Consider the following 18,630-nt stretch of genomic DNA (forward strand, 5'->3'; position numbering starts at 1 on the left):
GAAGGAAGCCTTTGTCAATGCGGCGCTCGGCGTCCCCATGGGTCTTGACTGACTGGACAGTCCATATACGTTGAAAGGCCACACGCGCGGAGGGGATGATGGAATACCAGCAGTTCGGAGAGCTCTACGTCGGGGCGTCGGGGTACGTTCGCGTGGTCGAGTTCCGCCGCGGTCCGGAGAATTTCTTCGACTTCGATCTGATCAGCGCCATGGCCGACGTGTTCGACAAGCTGGGCGAGGATCCCAATTGCCGCGCCATCGTGCTGGCTTCCGAAGGCAAGGCGTTCTGCGCTGGCGCCAGCTATTCGGCCATGCAGGGCCCGGTAAACCCGGACGACCTGACGCGGTTGTACAACGCCGCCGGAACCCTTTTCCGCTCGCCCAAGCCGGTTGTCGCCGCGATCCAGGGGGCCGCGATCGGCGGCGGCCTCGGCATGGCGCTCTCGGCCGACTTCCGCGTCGCTTCTCCGGCCGCACGCTTCTCGGCCAACTTCGTGAAGATCGGGATCCATCCCGGCTTCGGCGTCTCTCTGACTCTCGCGCATGTCATCGGCTTCCAGAAGGCCAACCTGATGATCCAGACTGGTCGGCGCATCCGCGCCGATGAAGCCTTGGAGTGGGGACTGGTCGACCAGGTAGTTCCGGAGAGCGAGCTTCGCGAGGCCGCGATCGCGCTGGCCGCCGAGATCGCCGAGGCCGCGCCGCTCGCCCTGCAAGCCGCGCGGAGGACCGCGCGCCGGGGATTGGCGGACGCTGTCGCGGAGCGGGTCAAGCTCGAGGCCGCCGAGCAGATGCGGCTCTACGCCACCAAGGATTTCGCCGAAGGCGCCCGCGCCGTTCAAGAGCGCCGCCCCGGGAACTTTGTTGGCGCATGAGGTCAGTCGCGCCCGCTTTCACATCATCGGCCGATCGCGCGTGAACGTGCGCGCCTGAGTCGACTGACAAAATAGTCCGACCGGTAATAGGATTTACTGGATTTCACCGGACAGTGTTTCGCGAATCGCGCCGTTCAGCTCATACCGGAATTGATGGAACCGAACCCGCCAGCCCGCCGCAAGTCGGGACGCCCCAAAGGCGCTCCGACCGACAACCAGCAGCAGCGGCGCGCGCTGATCCTCGGCCAGGCCGCGGCCTTGTTCGCCGAGTTGGGTTATGCCGCCTCCACCATGGACGAGCTGGCTGAGCGGACCGACCTCAACAAGGGCACCCTCTACTATTACTACAAGTCCAAGTCGGACTTGCTCTATGAACTCGCACTCGGCGCCAACCAGCAGGCGGTCGCCATTGCGGAAGCGAGCGGGGCGCAGGAGAGCGCTGTCGATCAGCTCTCGAACTTCATCGAGAAGATGGTCTCCTGGGTCTACGCCAACCGCAACATCGCGGTCATCTTCATCAAGGAGCAGAGCTTCTTCATCCGCGTCCTGGACACCGAACAGTTCGCCGTGGTGTCGCGCACCCATCGTTCTTACATGCGCCTACTCTACGGGATGATCTCAGAAGGAGTTGAATCGGGTGCGTTCCGCCGCTGCGACGTCGTCACCATCGGCCGCGCGGTCTCGACAATCCTGTTCAGCATCGCCACCTGGCGCTCGACCAGCCTTACTGAGGCCGCGGTGGCCGAACAGATGAAGTTGCTATTCCTCGACGGCCTGACCTCCGCCGCGCTGAGCCCCGTCGCCGGATCTGGCGCCGCGCCGCTCGGGACTTGACGATCCGCGCTCTCTAGATTAACTATTTAGTTGATTAGGAAGGTGACGCCGGGAATGGGTCCTGGGCGCCGCCCGCCTCCCAGAGGGCGCGCCATGTTGCCGGACCTTCGCAAGGCCCTTCGCTGCTTCCCTACCAGCATCGTGGTGGTGACCACGCGGGGCGCCGATGGCGCGCCCTTCGGCCTGGCGGTGAACGCGTTCTGCACCGTGCAAGCACGTTATGGCGTCTTCCAGCCCTTCACGGCCTAGCCCGCCCGTGTCCGCTGAGCGCCTTTTCGATCCGTTTCTTCTGAAGTCCCTAGACCTCAAGACGCGCATTGTCATGGCTCCCATGACCCGCTCGATGTCACCGGATGGTGTGCCGCCGTCGGCCGCCGCCGGCTACTACGCACGCCGCGCGGCCGCCGACGTCGGGCTGGTGATCACCGAGGGGACCGTCGTTGATCGTCCCACCGCCGCCAACGACCCCAATGTGCCGAAGTTTTATGGCTACGACGCGCTGACCGCCTGGCGGCCCGTCGTCGAGCAGGTGCATGCGGCCGGCAGCATGATTGCTCCGCAGCTGTGGCACGTCGGCTCGGCCCAGCCCAGCAAGGGCGAGTGGACCGCCCACTCCAGCCTGGAAAGCCCATCCGGCCTGGTCCGTCCCGACGAGCCGCACGGCGAGCCGATGTCCGAGAGCGCCATCGCGGATGTGATCGCAGCCTTTGTCGGCAGCGCTGCAGCCGCCAGGCGTCTGGGCTTCGACGCCATCCAGCTGCACGGAGCCCACGGCTTCCTCTTCGACCAGTTCTTCTGGCCGGCGCTCAACCGGCGCACGGACGGCTGGGGCGGCGCCACCGTCGCCGAGCGTAGTCGCTTCGCGGCGGAGACGGTGCGCGCGATCCGCGCCGCCGTTGGCGAGGACATGGCCCTCCTCTTCCGGATTTCGCAGTTCAAGACCCAGGACTACAACGCCCGGATCGCCCACACGCCGGCCGAGCTGGAGGCCTGGCTGGGCGCGCTCGCCGATGCCGGTGTCGATCTCTTCGACTGCTCCCAGCGCCGGTTCTGGGACCCCGAATTCGAGGGCTCCGACCTGAACCTCGCTGGCTGGGCGAAGAAGCTCACCGGCCGGCCGACGATTACCGTGGGCTCGGTGGGTCTGACGGCGGAGTTCGTCACCGCCGACGCCGGCCGCCCCGATAGTCTGGCCGCCCTGCTGCGTCGTCACGAGCGGGGCGAGTTCGATCTGGTCGGCGTGGGCCGCGCCCTACTCAGCGATCCCACATGGGCCAAGACGATCCGCGGCGGCCGCTTCGACCAGGTGCGGGACTACGATCCGGCGGCGCTCGGGAGCCTGCACTGATGACATCCTCCCCGCTCGTCGCACGCAACACAGGGCCTGCGTCCGCGCCGGATGTGGTCAGCGTAAGCGAGGCGCTGAAGGGGCGCACTTCGATCCGCGCGTTCCGCCCCGACCCTGTGCCGGAGGCGGTGGTCCGCGACATCCTCGAGGTGGCGCGGTTTTCGCCGTCCGGCAGCAACATGCAGCCCTGGCGGGTGATTGCAGTCGCCGGCGAAGAGCGCCGTAGGTCGATCGAAGCGGTGCGTGCGGCGCTCGCCGACAACCCCGGCGGCGAGGGCGCGGAATATCCGACGCGACCGAGCCCGATTTGGGAGCCCTATCGCAGCCGGCGGTTCAAGAACGCCGAGGACATGTACGCCCTGCTGGGGATTCCCCGGGAGGACAGGCCCGCGCGCCTCGCCTATCTGACCCGCAACGGGGAGTTCTTCGACGCGCCCGTCGGGCTGTTCTTCGTGATCGACCGCAACCTCGGCCATTGCCAGTGGGCCCACCTTGGCATGTTCATGCAGAGCGTCGCGCTGGCCGCCTACGAGCGCGGGCTGGGCACCTGCATGCAGGAGTTCTGGGGCCAGGGCCGCGAGACGCTGCGCCGCCACTTCGCCCTGCCTGAGACCGACCTGGTCTACTGCGGCATGGCGCTCGGTGTCCCCGACCCGTCAGCGCCGGTGAACGCCCTGCGTTCCGATCGCGCCGACGTCGACGAGATCTGCGACTTCAAGGGTTTCGTCTAGCTGTTCGAAGAAGGTTTCCGCCCCAATGTCCGTCGCCCCGACAGACCCGCTCCACGACGTCGCCCCGATTGCCGCCTTTTTCGACCGCGCGATCCGGCGCTTCGCGGATCGCGAATGCATCGTCGATGGCGAGCGGCGCTACACCTACCGGCAGTTCGGCGACGAGGTCAGCCGCTACATCCAGGTGTTCAAGGCCTACGGCCTCAGGCGTGGTGACGGTATCGCCCTGCTCTCCGGCAACCGTGTCGAAGCGATGTTTGTCGTGGCGGCCGCCCAGTTCATCGGCCTGCGCTATGTGGCGCTGCATCCGCTCAGCAAGATCGACGAGCATATCTTCGTTCTCGACGACGCAGAGATCACCGCCCTGGTTCTCGACGCCAACGACTATCCCGAGCAGGCGCGCCTGCGCCCGGGCGAGCTGAAAGTGTTCACCTTCGACGCTTTCGATGCCGGCATCGACATCAGCGCCCACCTGCCCGAGTTCGAGCCCCAGGATCTGGTGGTCGAGGCGGACGGAGGCGAGCTCAACTGGCTCTACTACACGGGCGGCACGACGGGGCGGCCGAAGGGCGTGCTGATGAGTCATCGTATGGCCGTCACCAACATGATGAACCTGGCCGCCGAGCGGGAATGGCCCGAGGCGCCGCGCTACCTGATGGCCTCCCCGATCTCGCACGCCGGCGGCTTCAACGCCGGGCCAGTGATGCTGAAGGGCGGGGCGATGATCATCATTGCCCGGTTCGACCCACTGCTGTTCCTTGAGACCGTGGAGAAGGAGCAGATTTCGGCGATCGTCATGGTACCTACCCTGCTCTATTCGGTGCTCGACCACCCGCGACTGAAGGACTTCGACCTCTCGTCGCTGAAGCTGATCATGTACGGCTCGGCGCCGATCTCGCCGCAGCGGCTGGAGCAGGCGATCAAGGCGTTCGGGCCGATATTCGGCCAGTTCTACGGACAGTCCGAGTGCGGTCCGATCAGCTATCTAGCCGCCGCCGACCACGACCTCTCCAAGCCGCACCGCCTGCAGTCCTGCGGCCTGCCGATCGCGGGCAAACAGGTGAAGGTGATGAACGCCAACAATGAAGAGGTGGCGGTAGGCGACGTCGGCGAGATCTGCGTCCGCGGCCCCGGCGTAACCGACGGTTACTGGAAGCGGCCGGGCGAGGCGGAGAAGGTGTTCGCCGCAGGTTGGCTGCACACTGGCGACCTCGCCAAGCGCGACGCCGAAGGCTACCTCTACATCGTCGGCCGAGCCAAGGACATGGTCGTCACCGGTGGCTTCAACGTCTATCCGAAGGAAGTCGAGGACACGATCGGCCAGCATCCGGCGGTGGCGATCTGCGCGGTCATCGGAGTGCCGCACGAGCGCTGGGGCGAGGCGGTCACCGCCTTCGTGGTGTTGAAGGCGGGCGAGACTGCGACCGAGGCGGAGCTGATCGCCCTGGTCAAGGACAAGCGCGGCGCCGTGCAGGCTCCGAAGACTGTCCATTTCGTCGATGACCTGCCGCTGACCGGCTACCAGAAGGTCGATAAGGTGGCGCTGCGCAAACCGTTCTGGGCTGCCCAGGAGCGCCAGGTCGGCTAGGCCGCCGGCGTCCTGAGCTGGACGGTCTGACCGCCGTCGACCATCAGGCACTCGCCGGTTACAAAGGACGCCAGATCCGAGGCCAGGAAGAGGATCGCGTTGGCGATTTCCTCGGTCTTCGCCGCCCGCCCAAGCGGCACGGCGCGCAGCATGTCGGCCTTGCGCGCGGGATCGGCGTTGGCGACCAGCGGCGTGTCCACCAGGCCCGGGGCGATGGCGTTGCAGCGTATGTTCTGCTTGGCGTACTCGAGCGCGACAATCCTCGTGAAATGGATGAGGCCAGCCTTGATGGTGCCGTAGGCCGCGCCCGTCGGCGCGGCGAGCACGCCGCCGATCGAGGAGGTGTTGACGATCGTTCCGCCGCCCTGGCCCGACATGATCGGCAGCACGGCGCGGGTGCCCCAGAAGACGGCGCTCAACCCAACCGCGATGGCGTGGTCCCAGTGTTCTGGCGGGATTTCACCGACCGGCACGCGCTCGAACCCCTTGGGATGGGCGTAGGCGTTGTTGTGCAGGAAGTCGATGCGGCCGAGCTCGGCCTGGGCCGCGGCGATCGCGCCTTCCAGCTGGAGCCGGTCGCCGACGTTGACGTGGATGGCCGCGGCCCTGCCGCCCAGGTTGCGCACCTCGGCAGCGGTCGCCTCAGCGGCGGCGGTGTCGAAGTCGAGGATCGCCACGGAGCCGCCGCGCTGAGCGTACCCAAGCGCAGTCGCCTTGCCGATTCCCGAGGCGCCGCCTGTGATCACTGCGACCTTGTTGTCGAACCGCATAGCATCTCTCCTTCGCCCACACGAGCTGCCTTCTACGATGATCAGAACCTCCGGCTATTCGCCGGTCCCGATGACCAGACTGACCACAGTCGCGCAGGAGCCGCCGATGTTCAGGGTCTGCATGGTCCGCGCGCCCTCGATCTGGCATCCGCCGGCCGTGCCGGTCACCTGGCGCATGACGTCATGGACCATGCGCGTTCCGGTAGCGCCCACCGGATGGCCAATGCCGATCAGGCCGCCCGAGGCGTTGAAGGGCAGCTTGCCGTCGCGCTCGATCCAGCCCTCCTCGACCGCCTTCCACGCTTGGCCGGCGCCGGCCAGGCCGAAGTGGTCGATGGCGAGGTATTCGGTGCTGGTGAAGCAGTCGTGGGTCTCGACGCCGTCGAGGCCGTCCAGGCCCGCGAGGCCCGCGCGGCCCCAGGCGTCTGTAATCGCCTGACGCAGGTGCGGCATCAGATAGCGCTCGCCGCGCGAGCCCTCGAGCTTGTCCAGGAAGCGGATGCCGGCGCCCCGGTGGCCCCAGCCCTTGATGCGTGGGATGGCCGAGAGGCTCTGGCCGGTACGCGCCGCGTGCTCGGCGGCGAACCGCTCGGAGACCACGACCACCGCCACTGCGCCGTCGCTGATATGGGTGCAGTCCATGCGCCGTGTGCCCGGCTCCACCTCGGGGTTGGTGGCGTCGTCGGCCGCAAAGGCGCCCTCAGCGATCGTCCAGGCGCGGGTCTGAGCCCGCGGATTGCCCTTTGCGTTGGCGTAGTTGATCTCGGCGATGCGGCCGAGGTAGCGTCGGTCGAGGTCCTCGCGCTCGCTGTACTCCTTGGCGACCCGCCCGAAGACCGCCGGCCACATGAAGCGGCAGTCCAGGTCCTCGCGCCCAACCCAGCCGGCGCTGTTCTGCACCATCGAAGCCTCGGCGCCGGGGAGGTTCTTTTCCTCTTCCACGCCCACCACCAGGGCGACGTCGTAGCGTCCGGCCTCGATCTCGGCCGTAGCCGCCAGCATCGCCAGCGAACTGGAGGCGCAGGCGCCTTCGTGCCGCGAGCTCGGCAGGCCGCGCAGCTCGGGTATGACCTGGGCGACGACCGGGCCCATATGCCCTTGCCCGCGGTAAATCTCGCCCATGGCGTTGCCAACGTGGATGGTTTCGATGGCCGAGGCGTCGAGCTGGGCGTCTGCGAGCGCGCCGCGCACCGCCTCCTCGATCATGTGCGAGAAGTCCAGGCCCTCGCGCGACCACGCCCTCGCAAAGTCGGTCTGATAGGCGCCCAGCAGGAAAGTCGGCTTGTTCATCGGAAGCTCCGGATATCGCTCGTTCCGCCGGACACTATTCCCTGCGTTGGGCGCGTCAAGAATATTCAACCAACAAGTTGGTTGACGAAATTGCCGGCCCGGTTTTAAGTTGCAGGTCCCAACTGATGGAAGTTCCGATGCAGCGCGCTCCGCGAATCCAGCCGCCGGCCCCCGAAGCCTATACCGAGCGCATGCAGCAGGCGGCGACGCTGACCAAACGCGGCCGCGACGGGCAGATGCAGAAGCACTACGCGGCGATGATGGCCAACCCTTACTTCCTGGAGCGATGGCTGAGGATGTCGGGGACCGTGGTCGGGAAGAATCGCCTATCCGACCGCGAGAAGATGATGGTCGTCATGCACCTCGCCTGGTGTATGCGCTGTTCCTACGCCTGGGTTCAGCGCCAAGGCGAAAAGGATCCTGCGACCTACATCCCCTCCCTGCACACCAAGCCGCAGGACCACCTGACCCGTGACGAGCTGCACAAGCTGACCATGCCGGCGAAGAAGGCGCTCTGGCCCAAGCAGGACAGCGCCCTCTTGCTCGCGGTCGAGCAGACCTTCGAGGCCGGCGGGATCTCGTCGAAGACTTGGAGCGACCTCTCCGAGTTCCTCGACGAGGGCAAGCTCTACGATCTCGTCATGCTGCTGGGCTTCTACCTGATGACGATGAGCATGCTGAATTCGCTCGGCGTAGCCAACTACGAGGGCGATCCGGTTGCGCCCTGGCCGCGAATCGACAACGGCGCTCCGGCGTAGTCCTGGAGGCGACCATGCTCGCGGGAATCTCCGCCCTTCGCCTGGCGGGGGTCTCGCTCCCGGACATCCGGGTGGTCCTCGAGGCGGAGGAGAAGGGCGGCCGCGGCCGCGACGTGGCGCTCGACAAGCTCGCCGGCCGGCGCAAGGTCCTTGCCGCTGAGTGAGCGCCGCCGCCACCCTCGCCAAGGACCTGGAATCCGGTACGGATGTCACCGAATTGAGCGCACCGTCCCCGCGCTGCGCCGCCTGAGCCCCCGCGCCGAGTTGACCGCCACTCCACCCTGGTTGGTAGTAGGATGTCCTGCCGTCGGGCGATTCGTCGCTTGTCGGGATCGGATGCACGGGTATCGATGTCAGCAATTCTCAAGCGCAGAGCCGGCCGCCCGAAGGGCCCTTCGACCGACAGCCAGCAGGCCCGCCGCGAGTTGATCCTCGGCGAGGCCGCGGCGCTATTCGCGGAGCAGGGCTATGCGGCGTCGACCATGGACGAGCTCGCCGAGCGACTGCAGCTGAACAAGGCCACGCTCTACTATTACTACCGCGCCAAGTCCGATCTGCTCTACGAGCTGGCCCTGCAGGCCAACCAGCAGGCCGTTGAGATCGCCCAGAAGAGCGCGGACAGGGACACCCCGGCCGAACAGCTGTCGAGCTTCATCGACGCGATGGTGGAGTGGGTCTATGCGAACCGCAACATCGCGCAGATCTTCATCATGGAGCAGAACTTTTTCGGCCGGATCCTCGATCCCGACCAGTTCAACGAGTTGGCGCGGATCCAGCGGTCCTACATGCGTCTGCTCTACGGGATGATTTCGGAGGGCGTGGAATCCCAGGCCTTCGCCCTGCGCGACGTGGTCACCGCCGGCCGCTCGATCTCGACCATCCTATTCAATGTTGCGACGTGGAAGGCCACAAGCCTCAGCGCCCAGGCCGTCGCCGACCAGATGAAGCTCCTGTTCCTCGAAGGCCTGACGCCAAGCCCCCGCTGACGCCCTACATCGCCAGCCGCGGCGCCAGCAAGAAGCCGCCGTCCACTAGGACCTCCGAGCCGGTCATGTAACTGGAGGCGTCGGAGGACAGCAGCAGCATCACCGGCGCAAGCTCGGAAGGCTCCGCCTGGCGGCGCAGGAGGCTCATGTTCTTGGAATTCTCGACCGCGGCAGCGTTAGCCGGGTTGTTGAAGAAACCATTGCCGCTGTTGGTCTTGGTGCTGCCCGGCGCGATGGCGTTCACATGGATGCCGTAGGCGGCCAGCTCGATCGCTGCGTGCTTGACGAGGTGCAGGACGCCCGCCTTGGCCACCGCGTAGGGGACCTGGCCGGTTGCGATATTGACGTGCGCGGCCACAGAGGTGGTGACGATGATCTTGCCCGAGTTCTGACGCTTCATGTTCCGGGCCGAGGCCTTCAGGGTCGTGAAGACCGAGGTCAGCGTCATACCGATCAGCTCTTCCCATCGGGCGTCGTCAAAGTTCTCCAGCGCCCGCTCCGGCGGCCGCTCGCGCGGCGCCCCCGAGATGTTGCGGGTGATGAAGCCGGGGCCCGAGTTGATGCCGGCGTTCAGGAAGGCCACATCGAGCTTGCCGTAGAAGTCGGTCGTCTCGTCGAACGCCTTGTGGACAGCCGGCTTGTCGGTGATGTCGATGGCCACGCCGCGGACGTCGTAGCCCAGACTGGTGAGACGGGAGACAGTCGCTTCCAGCGCCTCTTCGTTGCGGTCGATGATCGTGACGCGGGCGCCGTTCTCCCCCATCACCTCCGCAAAGGCTAGGCCGATGCCGTTGGCGCCGCCCGTCACAATGCAGCCCTTGCCGCGGACGTCGAACATCTGATCAGGCTTCACCGCGCTCTCCTGGGAATGGCTCGACCGGCGGCGGGGCGATGCAGGCCGCCGGCCTGCGCGCTAGGGATTGAGGAAGTCCGGACGGTAGGTGAGCTGCAGCCGCACTTCCCAGGGCCTATTGACGATGAACAGCAGGTCCGCCGGCGTGCCGGTGGCGCGCCCGGAGGCCGTGCCGGTCCCGGTGTTGCCGAACACCGCAAGGCCGCGGAGCTCGTTGCTCAGGTTGCGTGCGATGAGCGCCAGGTCCCAGCGGTCATCCTCGCTGTAGAGCCTCGCTCGCGCATCCCAATACACCGCCTCCTTCTGGAAGGAGCCCGGTGAGAAGTCGCCCGCGGGATTGTAGGAGTCGACGAAGCGCAGGCCGCCGCCCAGATCCACCCGCCAGCTCTCGTTGACTGCGAAGTCGTACGAGGCGCTGACGCTGCCGCTCCAGTCGGGGGCGTTCGGCAGTTGCTTGCCCGACAATTGTTGGTTTCGGAACTGTCCGGCGACCAGCGACAGGTTGCAGCCCGCGGCGATCGTCTGGCCAGTATAGCAGGCGCCCTGGAAGGTGCCGAACCGCGCCTTATTGTAGCCGACCGAGCTCTCAAGCGTCAGGCCGGGGACCGCCCGCGGCTGGAACAGCACGCTGAAGTCGACGCCCTGTACGGTTGCCGAGGCGGCGTTCTGCACGAAAATCCTTTGCAGCACTGCGTCGAAGGCGCTGACCTGCAGGTCGTCGTAGTCGTAGCGATAGATCGAGACGTCGAGCCGCATCGAACGGTCGAAAAGTCGGGCTTTCAGGCCGCCTTCGAAGCCGTGGGCGTACTCGGGCCCGTAGTCGATACGAACGCCGGCGGGGGCGGCGACAACAGAGGCGTTGAAGCCGCCCGACTTGAAGCCTTCCTTGTAGGCGCCGAAGAGGGTCAGGTCGCTGGTCGGCCGCCAGGTCAGGGTTACTTCCGGCGAGATGTCCTCGACCGAGATCTCGGTGACCGGAATGAAGTGGGTGATGTCGCCGGTAAAGCGAAGGGTCTCGGTGACCCGCTTGTGCTGATCGGTCCAGCGTGCGCCCGCGGCCAACTCCAGGTTGTCTCGAACCCGGAAGATCCCCTGACCGAACACCGAATAGGCGTAGTTCGGCACCTTGTAATTCGCCGCGTTGACCGGGCCCTGCACCCACCGCTGGCTGTCCACGTGGAACACCGAACGCTGGAAGTAGCCGCCGACCATAAAGTCGAACCGGCCGCCATAGTCTGAGGTCAGGCGAACCTCCTGGGAGGCGTCGCGGCTCTCCATGTCGGTCACCAAGAGCACGTCACCGCGCGGCCCGATCTGCACCGTGAAACCACGCATCAGGTAGTCATAGACGCCGGTCACGGAGGTGAGGGTCAGGTCGTCGGTGAGCCGGTAGTCTAGGTTCAAGGTGGCGACAAACTGCTGGTTGGTCTCGTAGATCTCGCCGTCCTCAAGGCGCGGCGCGAGGCCGGCGACGGCCGTCGGGGAAGCGTCGCCAAGCGGCTGCACGTACTTGTCGATCTTGCAGTCGCCGGCATAGACCCCAAAGATCGCCGGATTGGCCTGCGAGGCGCCCAGTGGACAGAAGCCCAGCTGAGCCTCGGCGAAGCTCGGCGTCCCCTCGCTGTGCACGAAGGTGATCTTCAGGTTGGCGTCGAGCTTGTCGTTGGGCTGCGCCAGCAATGTGACGCGGTACCCGAACTCGTCGCGGTTGGGCGCACGGTCATAGCTCGGTCCGAACACCAGGGGATCGGGATTGTCGGCGCGCAGCGGGTTCTTGAAGTAACCCTGCATGGTCCCGACGTAGCCGGCCACGCGGACCTTCAGCCAGTCGGTGACTGGGCCGCCGACAGCGCCCTCCAGACGCACCTCGTCGGCGTTGAACTCGTATGCCGCACGGAGGTAGCCCGACAGGGTCGAGCTGGGATCCTCGGAGCGGAAAGAGATGATCCCGCCCGTGGAATTCTTACCAAAGAACAGCGCCTGCGGCCCCTTCAGGATCTCGACCTGCTTCAGGTCGAAGTAGCCGATCCGGGCGGCGGCGGCGTTGGACACCGCGATGCCGTCGAGGTTGATCGCCACGGTCTGGTCGACGCCGTTCAGCGTCCCCGACCCGACGCCCCGCATGGAAATGCTCCCGCCGGTGGTTCCGGCGTTGTTGGAGATGATCAACTGCGGCGTCATCCGCGCGAGGGCGTACATATCGTTGGCGCCCGCCCGCTCCAGCTTCTCGGGCGTGTAGGTGGTGATCACCGCCGGGACGGCGATGTCACTCTCCGCACGCTTGCGCGCCGTGACGATGATCTCCTCGACCGCCCCAGTGCTATCCGCCTCGGCGGCCACGGCTGCGTCGAGAGCGTAGGCCGGAGCCGAGATGGCGAGCAGGCTCAAAGCGCTGGCGCTCGCCAGCAACGTCGAATGACGCACCTTCATGTTTCCCCCAAGACGTCGAGGCTTTATCAGAGGCATTATCGCTTCTGCTGGCCAGTTGGTTGATATTCACTCCACCGCATTGTTTGTCAAGCGCGCCGGCCAGGCCACCGCGATTCAGATGGCGTCGAGGATTGTGACCCGCGGCTTGCCGTCCCGAAGCGGCAACATCACCGGTCGGCTCGCTTTGAAGTGCTCACTATTGGCATGGGCATCCAGCGCCTCGTTGCTTTCATAAATTTCCATGACCACGTATGCATTCGGATTTTCTCGAGACCGGAACAGCCTATAGAGTTGATTTCCGGGCTCGTTTTCTCGAACGCACGCGGCCTGCTTGGTGAACGCGTCTTCGAATTCACGACCTTTGCCATCAACCACGTTGATGTGGGCAATCAATCCAATCGCCATTTTTATGTCCTCCAGTCCGCCACACAGCCCCAGAGCTGCCAATCCAAAATTGACTGACTGATTGGATAGTTTATTTGCAGAGGCCGGCCAAGCCCGAACGTGCAGCGCGCCTTGACGCTGACCGGGCCGCGGAGCAAGGTTATCAACCAGAAAGTTGAGGGTAGCATGGACGCTCCACGCCGGGTTGCACAAGAGGCGTTCCGCGGCGCGGACGGATTGACGCTGGTCGCCGATGTCACCGGACCCGAAGACGGGCCCTGCGTCGTACTCCTGCATGGCGGAGGGCAAACCCGGCAGTCGTGGGCCAGCACCCTGCGCCTGATCGCCGCCTCCGGCCGGAGGGTGATCGCGCCCGACGCCCGCGGCCACGGGGAGAGCGACCGTCCCGCGAGCGGCGAATACACGATCCGCGCCAACGCCGACGACCTCCTGGCCCTGCTGGAACAGCTCCCTCTCCGCCCCGTCCTGGTGGGCGCGTCCATGGGCGGCCTGAGCGCCATGCGGGTGATCGCCGACAAAGGGTGCGGCGTGGCCAGCGGCTTGGCCCTGGTCGACGTGACACCGACGCTTAATCCAAAGGGCACGCGGCGCATCCGGGAGTTCATGACGAGCGCGCCGGACGGGTTCGCGCACGTCGAGGCGGCGGCGGACGCGGTCGCTGCCTATCTTCCCCACCGCCCTCGTCCCAAGGACCTGTCGGGGCTCCTCTCCAACCTCAGGCTGGGAGGCGACGGCCGCCTGAGGTGGCACTGGGATCCCCGCCTCCTTGATCACCCGCAGGCCGAGCACGAACGCGATCGTCGCAGGCTAGAACGGGATCTCCGCGGGCTCGTCACGCCCATCCTGCTGATCCGGGGCGCGCAAAGTGACGTTGTTGACGACAAGGCGTACCAGCACTTCCTCCGCGCCTTCCCGAAGGCCAAGGTGGAGACCGTCCAGGGCGCAGGCCACATGATTGCGGGCGACAGCAACAGCCAGTTCAACACGGCGATCGTGGAGTTCCTCGACCAGGTGGCGCCCGTGGCAAGATCGGCTTAGAGCTTCAGCACTGCACCGTCCGGCTGTTCGAGCATCTCGGCGGCTTCGGCACGTTCTGCGGTTCTGGCCTTCCCATGGCGGCGGGGCAGCAGGTAGGCGATGCCCATCATCACCAACAAGGTCGCGGCGATGTAGATGAAGGATGTTGCATAGGCTTGGCCCGAGGGCATCGCGCCGCCAGTCGGAGCCTCCACAGGCCAGGTCGCCAGGATCTGCGCCAGCACCTGCGAGCCCACAGCGAGCGCCGCCGCCCGGACAACCGCGCCTAGGCCCGCCGCCTCGCCGATCCGGTCCGACGGAGCCCCCTGCACGATAGCGGAAGACGCTGCAGTGTAGAGCATGCCTCCGGCCACACCTTCGATGACGGCGCCGGCAAGGACCGCCGGCAGGAGCGTCGGGAAGGCGGCGATGACAGCCCAGCCGACTGCCGCGGCGGCCGCGGCGTAGATCAGCATGGAGCGGGGGCCGAACGCCTGGACGAGCCGCCCGCCCACCGGGCTGGTGATCACGCACACGACGCGCACCGGCATCAGTGCGTAGCTCGCAAGCGTGGCGGTGAGACCCAGTCCGGCGCCGGTCACCAGCGGCTGCTGCAGGAACATTTGCAAGATCATGGTGTGCTGCAGCGTGCCCAGCGCCATCAGGGCGATGCACAGATAGGGGATTCCCATCTGGGGGCTGACCAGGAGCCGTAGATTGATGAGCGGATGTTCCTCGCGCAGCTGGTGCCGGATCCAGAACCCGCCGATGACCAGCGACGCGGCGACCAGCCCGAGCAGCCGCAGGTCCTGGATTCCCCAGTCGCGCAGCTTCGTGATGGCGAACAGCAGCATGGCGATGGCGGGCGCGAACATCGCACCGCGGAACATGGCCACGCGCCGTTGGTCCGTGGCCCGGGCGCCGCCCAGGCCAACCATCGTCCAGACCGCGGCGATCGCTACCGCGGCGTAGGCGGCGCTGACGCCGTAGATGCTCTGCCAGCCGAAGTTGTCGACCAGGAGTCCGCCGCCGAGCAGGCCCGCCAGCCCGCCGAGCATCGAACCCGCCAGCATAACGCCGATGAAGAAGGGCACCCGCTCGGAGGGGAACCGTTCGCGGATGAGCGCCAGCGCAAGCGGAAGGATGGCGCTCCCGGCGCCCTGGATCGAGGTCCCGGCGATCAGCATGGGCAGGTTCGTGGCGAAGGCCGCGATTGTCGAGCCGAGCATCGCCAGCGCCATGACGATCAGCAGCACCCGGCTGCGGCCGTAGAGGTCGCCCAACCGTCCGGCCAGGGCGCAGACCATCGTCGCCATCAGCGATGCACCGGTCACCAGCCACACCACGTCGGTCGAGCCGAAGCTGCGCGTGATGGTCGGCATGGCGGTGAGGACCATGGTCAGCTCGAAGGTGCTGAGGACGTCGGCCATCAGCAGTGCGACGACCACCATGAGGCCGCGTCGGCTCATGTCTTCTCTCCCGGTTCGGGGGCGCATCTGCCGCGCTAGGGCGCGGACACTCGACCAATTAGTTGATTAGTGCGGCCCGGCGTGACGAGTGTCAATCCCCAGCGGGGCGTCCGGCGCCAGACGACTTCACGGTAACTTGTCGCGCCGGTCACCATCTCGGTCGATATGACTGTCTCAAATGTTAGCTTGGTCCGCTTGACAAACCATCATCACGCCGCGCTTATTGACTGGTTGACCGAATAAAATGTCGGCAGCGCCCGCTCCCGCCCCATAGAGATGCAGCCAATGTCGGATGACAGCCTCCACAATGTTGGCCCAACGGCGACCCTGTTCGACACGGCGATGCGACGCTACGCGGACCGTGAATGCATGGTCGATGGCGACCAGCGCTACACCTATCGCGAGCTCGGCCGCGAGGTCAGCCGCTACGTCCAGCTATTCAAGGCCAACGGCCTGAAGCGCGGCGACGGCCTGTCGCTGCTCACCCGCAACCGCATCGAGGGCATGTTCGTCACCTTCGCCGCTCAGTTCATGGGCCTGCGCTACACCGCGCTGCACCCGCTGGTGGAGATCGACGAGCACCTCTTCATCCTGCAGGACGCCGAGAGTTGCGTCCTGGTGGTCGACGCCGACCACTACCCGGCCCAGGCGCGCCTGGGCTCACCGACCCTCAAGGTGTTCAGCTTTGAACCCTTTGAGGGCTGCATCGACATCCTGGCGCGCCTGGCGCAGTTCGATCCGCAGCCATTGAAGGTCGAGGCGGTCTCGAGCGAGCTCCCCTGGATCTACTACACCGGCGGCACCACCGGCCGGCCCAAGGGCGTCCTGATGACCCACCGCATGGCGGTGACCAACATGCTGGCCATCGCCGCGGTGCGCGAGTGGCCGCCGCAGCCGCGCCTGCTGATGGCCTCGCCGATCTCGCACATGGGCGCCTTCAACTCCGGGCCGGTGATGATGAAGGGGGGCGCGGTGATCATCATCCCGCGCTTCGACACCCTCGCCTTCCTAGAGATCGTCCAGCAGGAGCGCATCTCGGTGGCGCTGCTGGTGCCCACCATGCTCTACGCCATCCTCGATCACCCGCGGCTACACGAGTTCGACCTCTCGTCGCTGAAGCTGGTCACCATCGGCGGCTCGCCGATCTCGCCGCAGCGCCTTGAGGAGGCCATCCGCTATTTCGGGCCGATCTTCACCCAGTTCCTTGGCCAATCCGAGTGCGGGACGATCTCCTACCTCTCCACGGCCGACCACGACCTCTCCAAGCCGCACCGGCTGCAGTCCTGCGGCCTGCCGATCGAGGGCAAGGAGATCAAGGTGATGAACGCCGAAATGCAGGAGGTCGAGGTCGGCGAAGTCGGCGAAATCTGCGCCCGCGGGCCCGGCGTCACCGACGGCTACTGGAAGCGCCCGGAGGAGCAGGCGAAGGTCTTCGCCGGCGGCTGGCTGCACACGGGCGACCTCGCGAAGCGCGACGAGGAGGGCTACCTCTATATCGTCGGCCGGGCCAAGGACATGATCATCTCCGGCGGCTTCAACGTCTATCCGAAGGAGATCGAGGACTGCCTCGACGAGCACCCGGCCGTGTCCCTCTCGGCCGTCATCGGTGTGCCCCATCCGAAGTGGGGCGAGGCGGTGACGGCCTTCGTCGTGCTGAAGGACGGGCAGACCGCCACGGCTGAGGAACTGATGGTCCTGGTCCGCAAGAAACGCGGCGCCGTGGTGACGCCGAAGACCGTGTACTTCGTCGATGAGCTGCCGCTGACCGGCTACAAGAAGGTCGACAAGAACGCCCTGCGCAAGCCGTTCTGGGAGCAGCAGGAGCGCCAGGTCGGCTAATCGGCTGATCGGCGCGAAGGTCTGATGGCGGCGCGCGCTCCTAGGGGCGGGCGCCGCTTTTCGTATGCGACAAGTCGCCTTCAATATTTAACTAACGAGTTGACTGGAAAGCTCGTCAAGCGCACATTGTGTCTAATGTGAAAGTCTCGCCACGGCGAGGCTGACACGAGGCCCGCGCCGGGCACCATCCTGGAGGAAACTGGATATGGCGACTGCGACGACCGCCGATGCGATTCCCGCCGCCCTGCTGCCGTTCGCCGGCGAGATTTTGGACGTGGATTCCCACGAGCACGTTCCTTCGAACCACTGGGTGAACCAGTTCGGTCCGGCGGCCCAGCGGATGCAGGACGCCGTGCGCAATTCCACCTATGTGGCCAATGAGAGCAAGGACGTCGACGACGCCGAGATCAATGCGGAGAACGTCTGGAAGCTGAAGCGCATGAACGCGCCCGGCACCTTCGACATCTCCCGCCGGCCCGAGGTGCTGAAGTTCCTGGGCGTGAAACGCCAGATGCTGTTCCCGGGCGCCTTCGGCATCAAGACGATCCGCCTGCTGGCCGCCGCCGACAACCCGGCCGTCTGCCTGCCGACGATCACGGGCGATCGCCGCCGCTATGCGCTCGATCTTGTCGACGCCTACAATGACTGGGCGGCCCACCAGACCATCTCCCACAAGGGCGTGGTCGCCGTGGCCATCGTCGCGGCGGACGGCACGCCCGAAGACCTCATCGAAGAGACCCGCAAGCTCATCAAGAAGGGGGTCCGCTCGATCTGGATCCGCACCTCCAACCTGCCCGGCGGCGTGTCGCCGGCGCATGAGGCGCTGGACCCCTGGTACGAGATGCTGTCGGACGCAAACATCACCATCTGCACCCATGTGGGCGGTGATAGCGGCTTCCTGGCTACCGAGGGGTGGCACGAGGCTGCCGCGTTCAATGGCTTCAAGATGGGCGACGAGTTCTCGCTGGACCCTTGGACGCTGGTGAACCTGTCGCGCGGGCCGGAGAACTACATCTCCACCATGGTGCTGGGCGGCGTGTTCGAACGCCACCCGAACCTGCGGGTCCTCATGGCCGAGGTCAGCGCTGACTGGATCGGTCCGCTGGCGCGGCGAATGGACATGTGGGTGATGCACTCCGGCGCCTTCCACCGGCAGAACGTCCACGCGACGAAGCAGCCGCCGAGCGAGTACATCAAGCGCAACGTGCGGGTCTCGCCGTTCGAGTTCGAGGACGTCGGCAAGTACATCACCGACTACGGCCTGGAGGACGTCTATTGCTACGCCAGCGACTTCCCCCACCTCGAGGGCGGCACCGAGCCGATGCGCCGGCTGCTCGACAGCCTGCGTTCGCACGGCCACTCCGACACCGTGATCCGCAAGTTCTTCGTCGAGAACGCCAAGTGGGTGCTCCCGGACTGACCTGAACCTGGCCCCGG

General features: G+C 66.1%; 18 protein-coding genes. 12 read left to right on the forward strand and 6 right to left on the reverse strand.

The window, feature by feature from the left end:
• Positions 1-98: 98 nt before the first annotated feature.
• The 6 genes from Q8Q88_RS23535 to Q8Q88_RS23560 all read left to right on the forward strand — a co-directional run bounded on the left by Q8Q88_RS23535 (position 99) and on the right by Q8Q88_RS23560 (position 5,376).
• Positions 99-875, forward strand: a complete 777-nt coding sequence (locus Q8Q88_RS23535) for an enoyl-CoA hydratase/isomerase family protein (protein ID WP_305677609.1) — start codon at positions 99-101, stop codon at positions 873-875.
• Between the two features lie 153 nt (positions 876-1,028).
• Positions 1,029-1,709, forward strand: a complete 681-nt coding sequence (locus tag Q8Q88_RS23540; RefSeq protein ID WP_305677610.1) for a TetR/AcrR family transcriptional regulator — start codon at positions 1,029-1,031, stop codon at positions 1,707-1,709.
• 93 nt (positions 1,710-1,802) lie between these two features.
• The gene (locus tag Q8Q88_RS23545; RefSeq protein ID WP_305677611.1) at positions 1,803-1,958 is read left to right on the forward strand and encodes a flavin reductase family protein; all 156 of its coding nucleotides are present in this window, start codon (positions 1,803-1,805) and stop codon (positions 1,956-1,958) included.
• A 7-nt stretch (positions 1,959-1,965) separates the two neighbouring features.
• Positions 1,966-3,057, forward strand: coding sequence for an NADH:flavin oxidoreductase (locus Q8Q88_RS23550; RefSeq protein ID WP_305677612.1), 1,092 nt, complete (start codon positions 1,966-1,968; stop codon positions 3,055-3,057).
• Positions 3,057-3,788: a nitroreductase gene (locus tag Q8Q88_RS23555; protein WP_305677613.1), complete on the forward strand. Its 732-nt coding sequence runs from the start codon at positions 3,057-3,059 to the stop codon at positions 3,786-3,788. Before Q8Q88_RS23550 ends, Q8Q88_RS23555 begins: the two co-directional genes overlap by 1 nt.
• Positions 3,789-3,813: 25 nt before the next feature.
• A complete protein-coding gene (locus tag Q8Q88_RS23560; protein ID WP_305677614.1) occupies positions 3,814-5,376 on the forward strand; it encodes an AMP-binding protein in 1,563 nt (520 codons plus the stop codon).
• Here the strand turns inward: Q8Q88_RS23560 and Q8Q88_RS23565 are convergent.
• Positions 5,373-6,146 carry an SDR family NAD(P)-dependent oxidoreductase gene (locus tag Q8Q88_RS23565; protein ID WP_305677615.1) on the reverse strand — a complete coding sequence of 258 codons (774 nt, stop codon included), beginning with the start codon at positions 6,144-6,146 and terminating at the stop codon, positions 5,373-5,375. The genes Q8Q88_RS23560 and Q8Q88_RS23565 overlap by 4 nt on opposite strands.
• Before the next feature lie 54 nt (positions 6,147-6,200).
• A complete protein-coding gene (locus tag Q8Q88_RS23570) occupies positions 6,201-7,436 on the reverse strand; it encodes an acetyl-CoA acetyltransferase (protein WP_305677616.1) in 1,236 nt (411 codons plus the stop codon).
• Positions 7,437-7,573: 137 nt separating this feature from the next.
• Here Q8Q88_RS23570 and Q8Q88_RS23575 point away from each other — a divergent pair, with 137 nt between their 5' ends.
• From Q8Q88_RS23575 to Q8Q88_RS23585, 3 genes are all read left to right on the forward strand, one after another.
• Positions 7,574-8,194, forward strand: a complete 621-nt coding sequence (locus tag Q8Q88_RS23575; RefSeq protein ID WP_305677617.1) for a hypothetical protein — start codon at positions 7,574-7,576, stop codon at positions 8,192-8,194.
• 14 nt (positions 8,195-8,208) lie between these two features.
• Entirely contained in the window at positions 8,209-8,358 is a 150-nt protein-coding gene (locus tag Q8Q88_RS23580) for a hypothetical protein (RefSeq protein WP_305677618.1), read from the forward strand.
• A 186-nt stretch (positions 8,359-8,544) separates the two neighbouring features.
• Positions 8,545-9,180: a TetR/AcrR family transcriptional regulator gene (locus Q8Q88_RS23585; protein WP_305677619.1), complete on the forward strand. Its 636-nt coding sequence runs from the start codon at positions 8,545-8,547 to the stop codon at positions 9,178-9,180.
• 4 nt (positions 9,181-9,184) lie between these two features.
• Here Q8Q88_RS23585 and Q8Q88_RS23590 read toward each other — a convergent pair whose 3' ends face one another.
• The 3 genes from Q8Q88_RS23590 to Q8Q88_RS23600 form a co-directional block, all read right to left on the reverse strand.
• Entirely contained in the window at positions 9,185-10,033 is an 849-nt protein-coding gene (locus Q8Q88_RS23590) for an SDR family NAD(P)-dependent oxidoreductase (protein WP_305677620.1), read from the reverse strand.
• Positions 10,034-10,093: 60 nt separating this feature from the next.
• Positions 10,094-12,463 carry a TonB-dependent receptor gene (locus Q8Q88_RS23595; protein WP_305677621.1) on the reverse strand — a complete coding sequence of 790 codons (2,370 nt, stop codon included), beginning with the start codon at positions 12,461-12,463 and terminating at the stop codon, positions 10,094-10,096.
• Between the two features lie 114 nt (positions 12,464-12,577).
• Positions 12,578-12,868, reverse strand: coding sequence for a putative quinol monooxygenase (locus tag Q8Q88_RS23600; RefSeq protein WP_305677622.1), 291 nt, complete (start codon positions 12,866-12,868; stop codon positions 12,578-12,580).
• Positions 12,869-13,033: 165 nt separating this feature from the next.
• On the opposite strand from Q8Q88_RS23600, the gene Q8Q88_RS23605 reads away from it, so the two are divergent.
• Positions 13,034-13,906, forward strand: a complete 873-nt coding sequence (locus tag Q8Q88_RS23605; protein WP_305677623.1) for an alpha/beta fold hydrolase — start codon at positions 13,034-13,036, stop codon at positions 13,904-13,906.
• Here Q8Q88_RS23605 and Q8Q88_RS23610 read toward each other — a convergent pair.
• Complete coding sequence (locus Q8Q88_RS23610; protein ID WP_305677624.1) at positions 13,903-15,354, reverse strand: MFS transporter; 1,452 nt, start codon at positions 15,352-15,354, stop codon at positions 13,903-13,905. The genes Q8Q88_RS23605 and Q8Q88_RS23610 overlap by 4 nt on opposite strands.
• A 285-nt stretch (positions 15,355-15,639) precedes the next feature.
• Between Q8Q88_RS23610 and Q8Q88_RS23615 the strand changes: the two genes are divergently transcribed.
• Both Q8Q88_RS23615 and Q8Q88_RS23620 read left to right on the forward strand, forming a co-directional pair.
• Positions 15,640-17,193 carry an AMP-binding protein gene (locus Q8Q88_RS23615; protein ID WP_305677625.1) on the forward strand — a complete coding sequence of 518 codons (1,554 nt, stop codon included), beginning with the start codon at positions 15,640-15,642 and terminating at the stop codon, positions 17,191-17,193.
• A 205-nt stretch (positions 17,194-17,398) separates the two neighbouring features.
• Positions 17,399-18,613: an amidohydrolase family protein gene (locus Q8Q88_RS23620; protein WP_305677626.1), complete on the forward strand. Its 1,215-nt coding sequence runs from the start codon at positions 17,399-17,401 to the stop codon at positions 18,611-18,613.
• Positions 18,614-18,630 lie beyond the last annotated feature (17 nt).

Source organism: Phenylobacterium sp., from assembly GCF_030697925.1.
GTDB lineage: Bacteria > Pseudomonadota > Alphaproteobacteria > Caulobacterales > Caulobacteraceae > Phenylobacterium.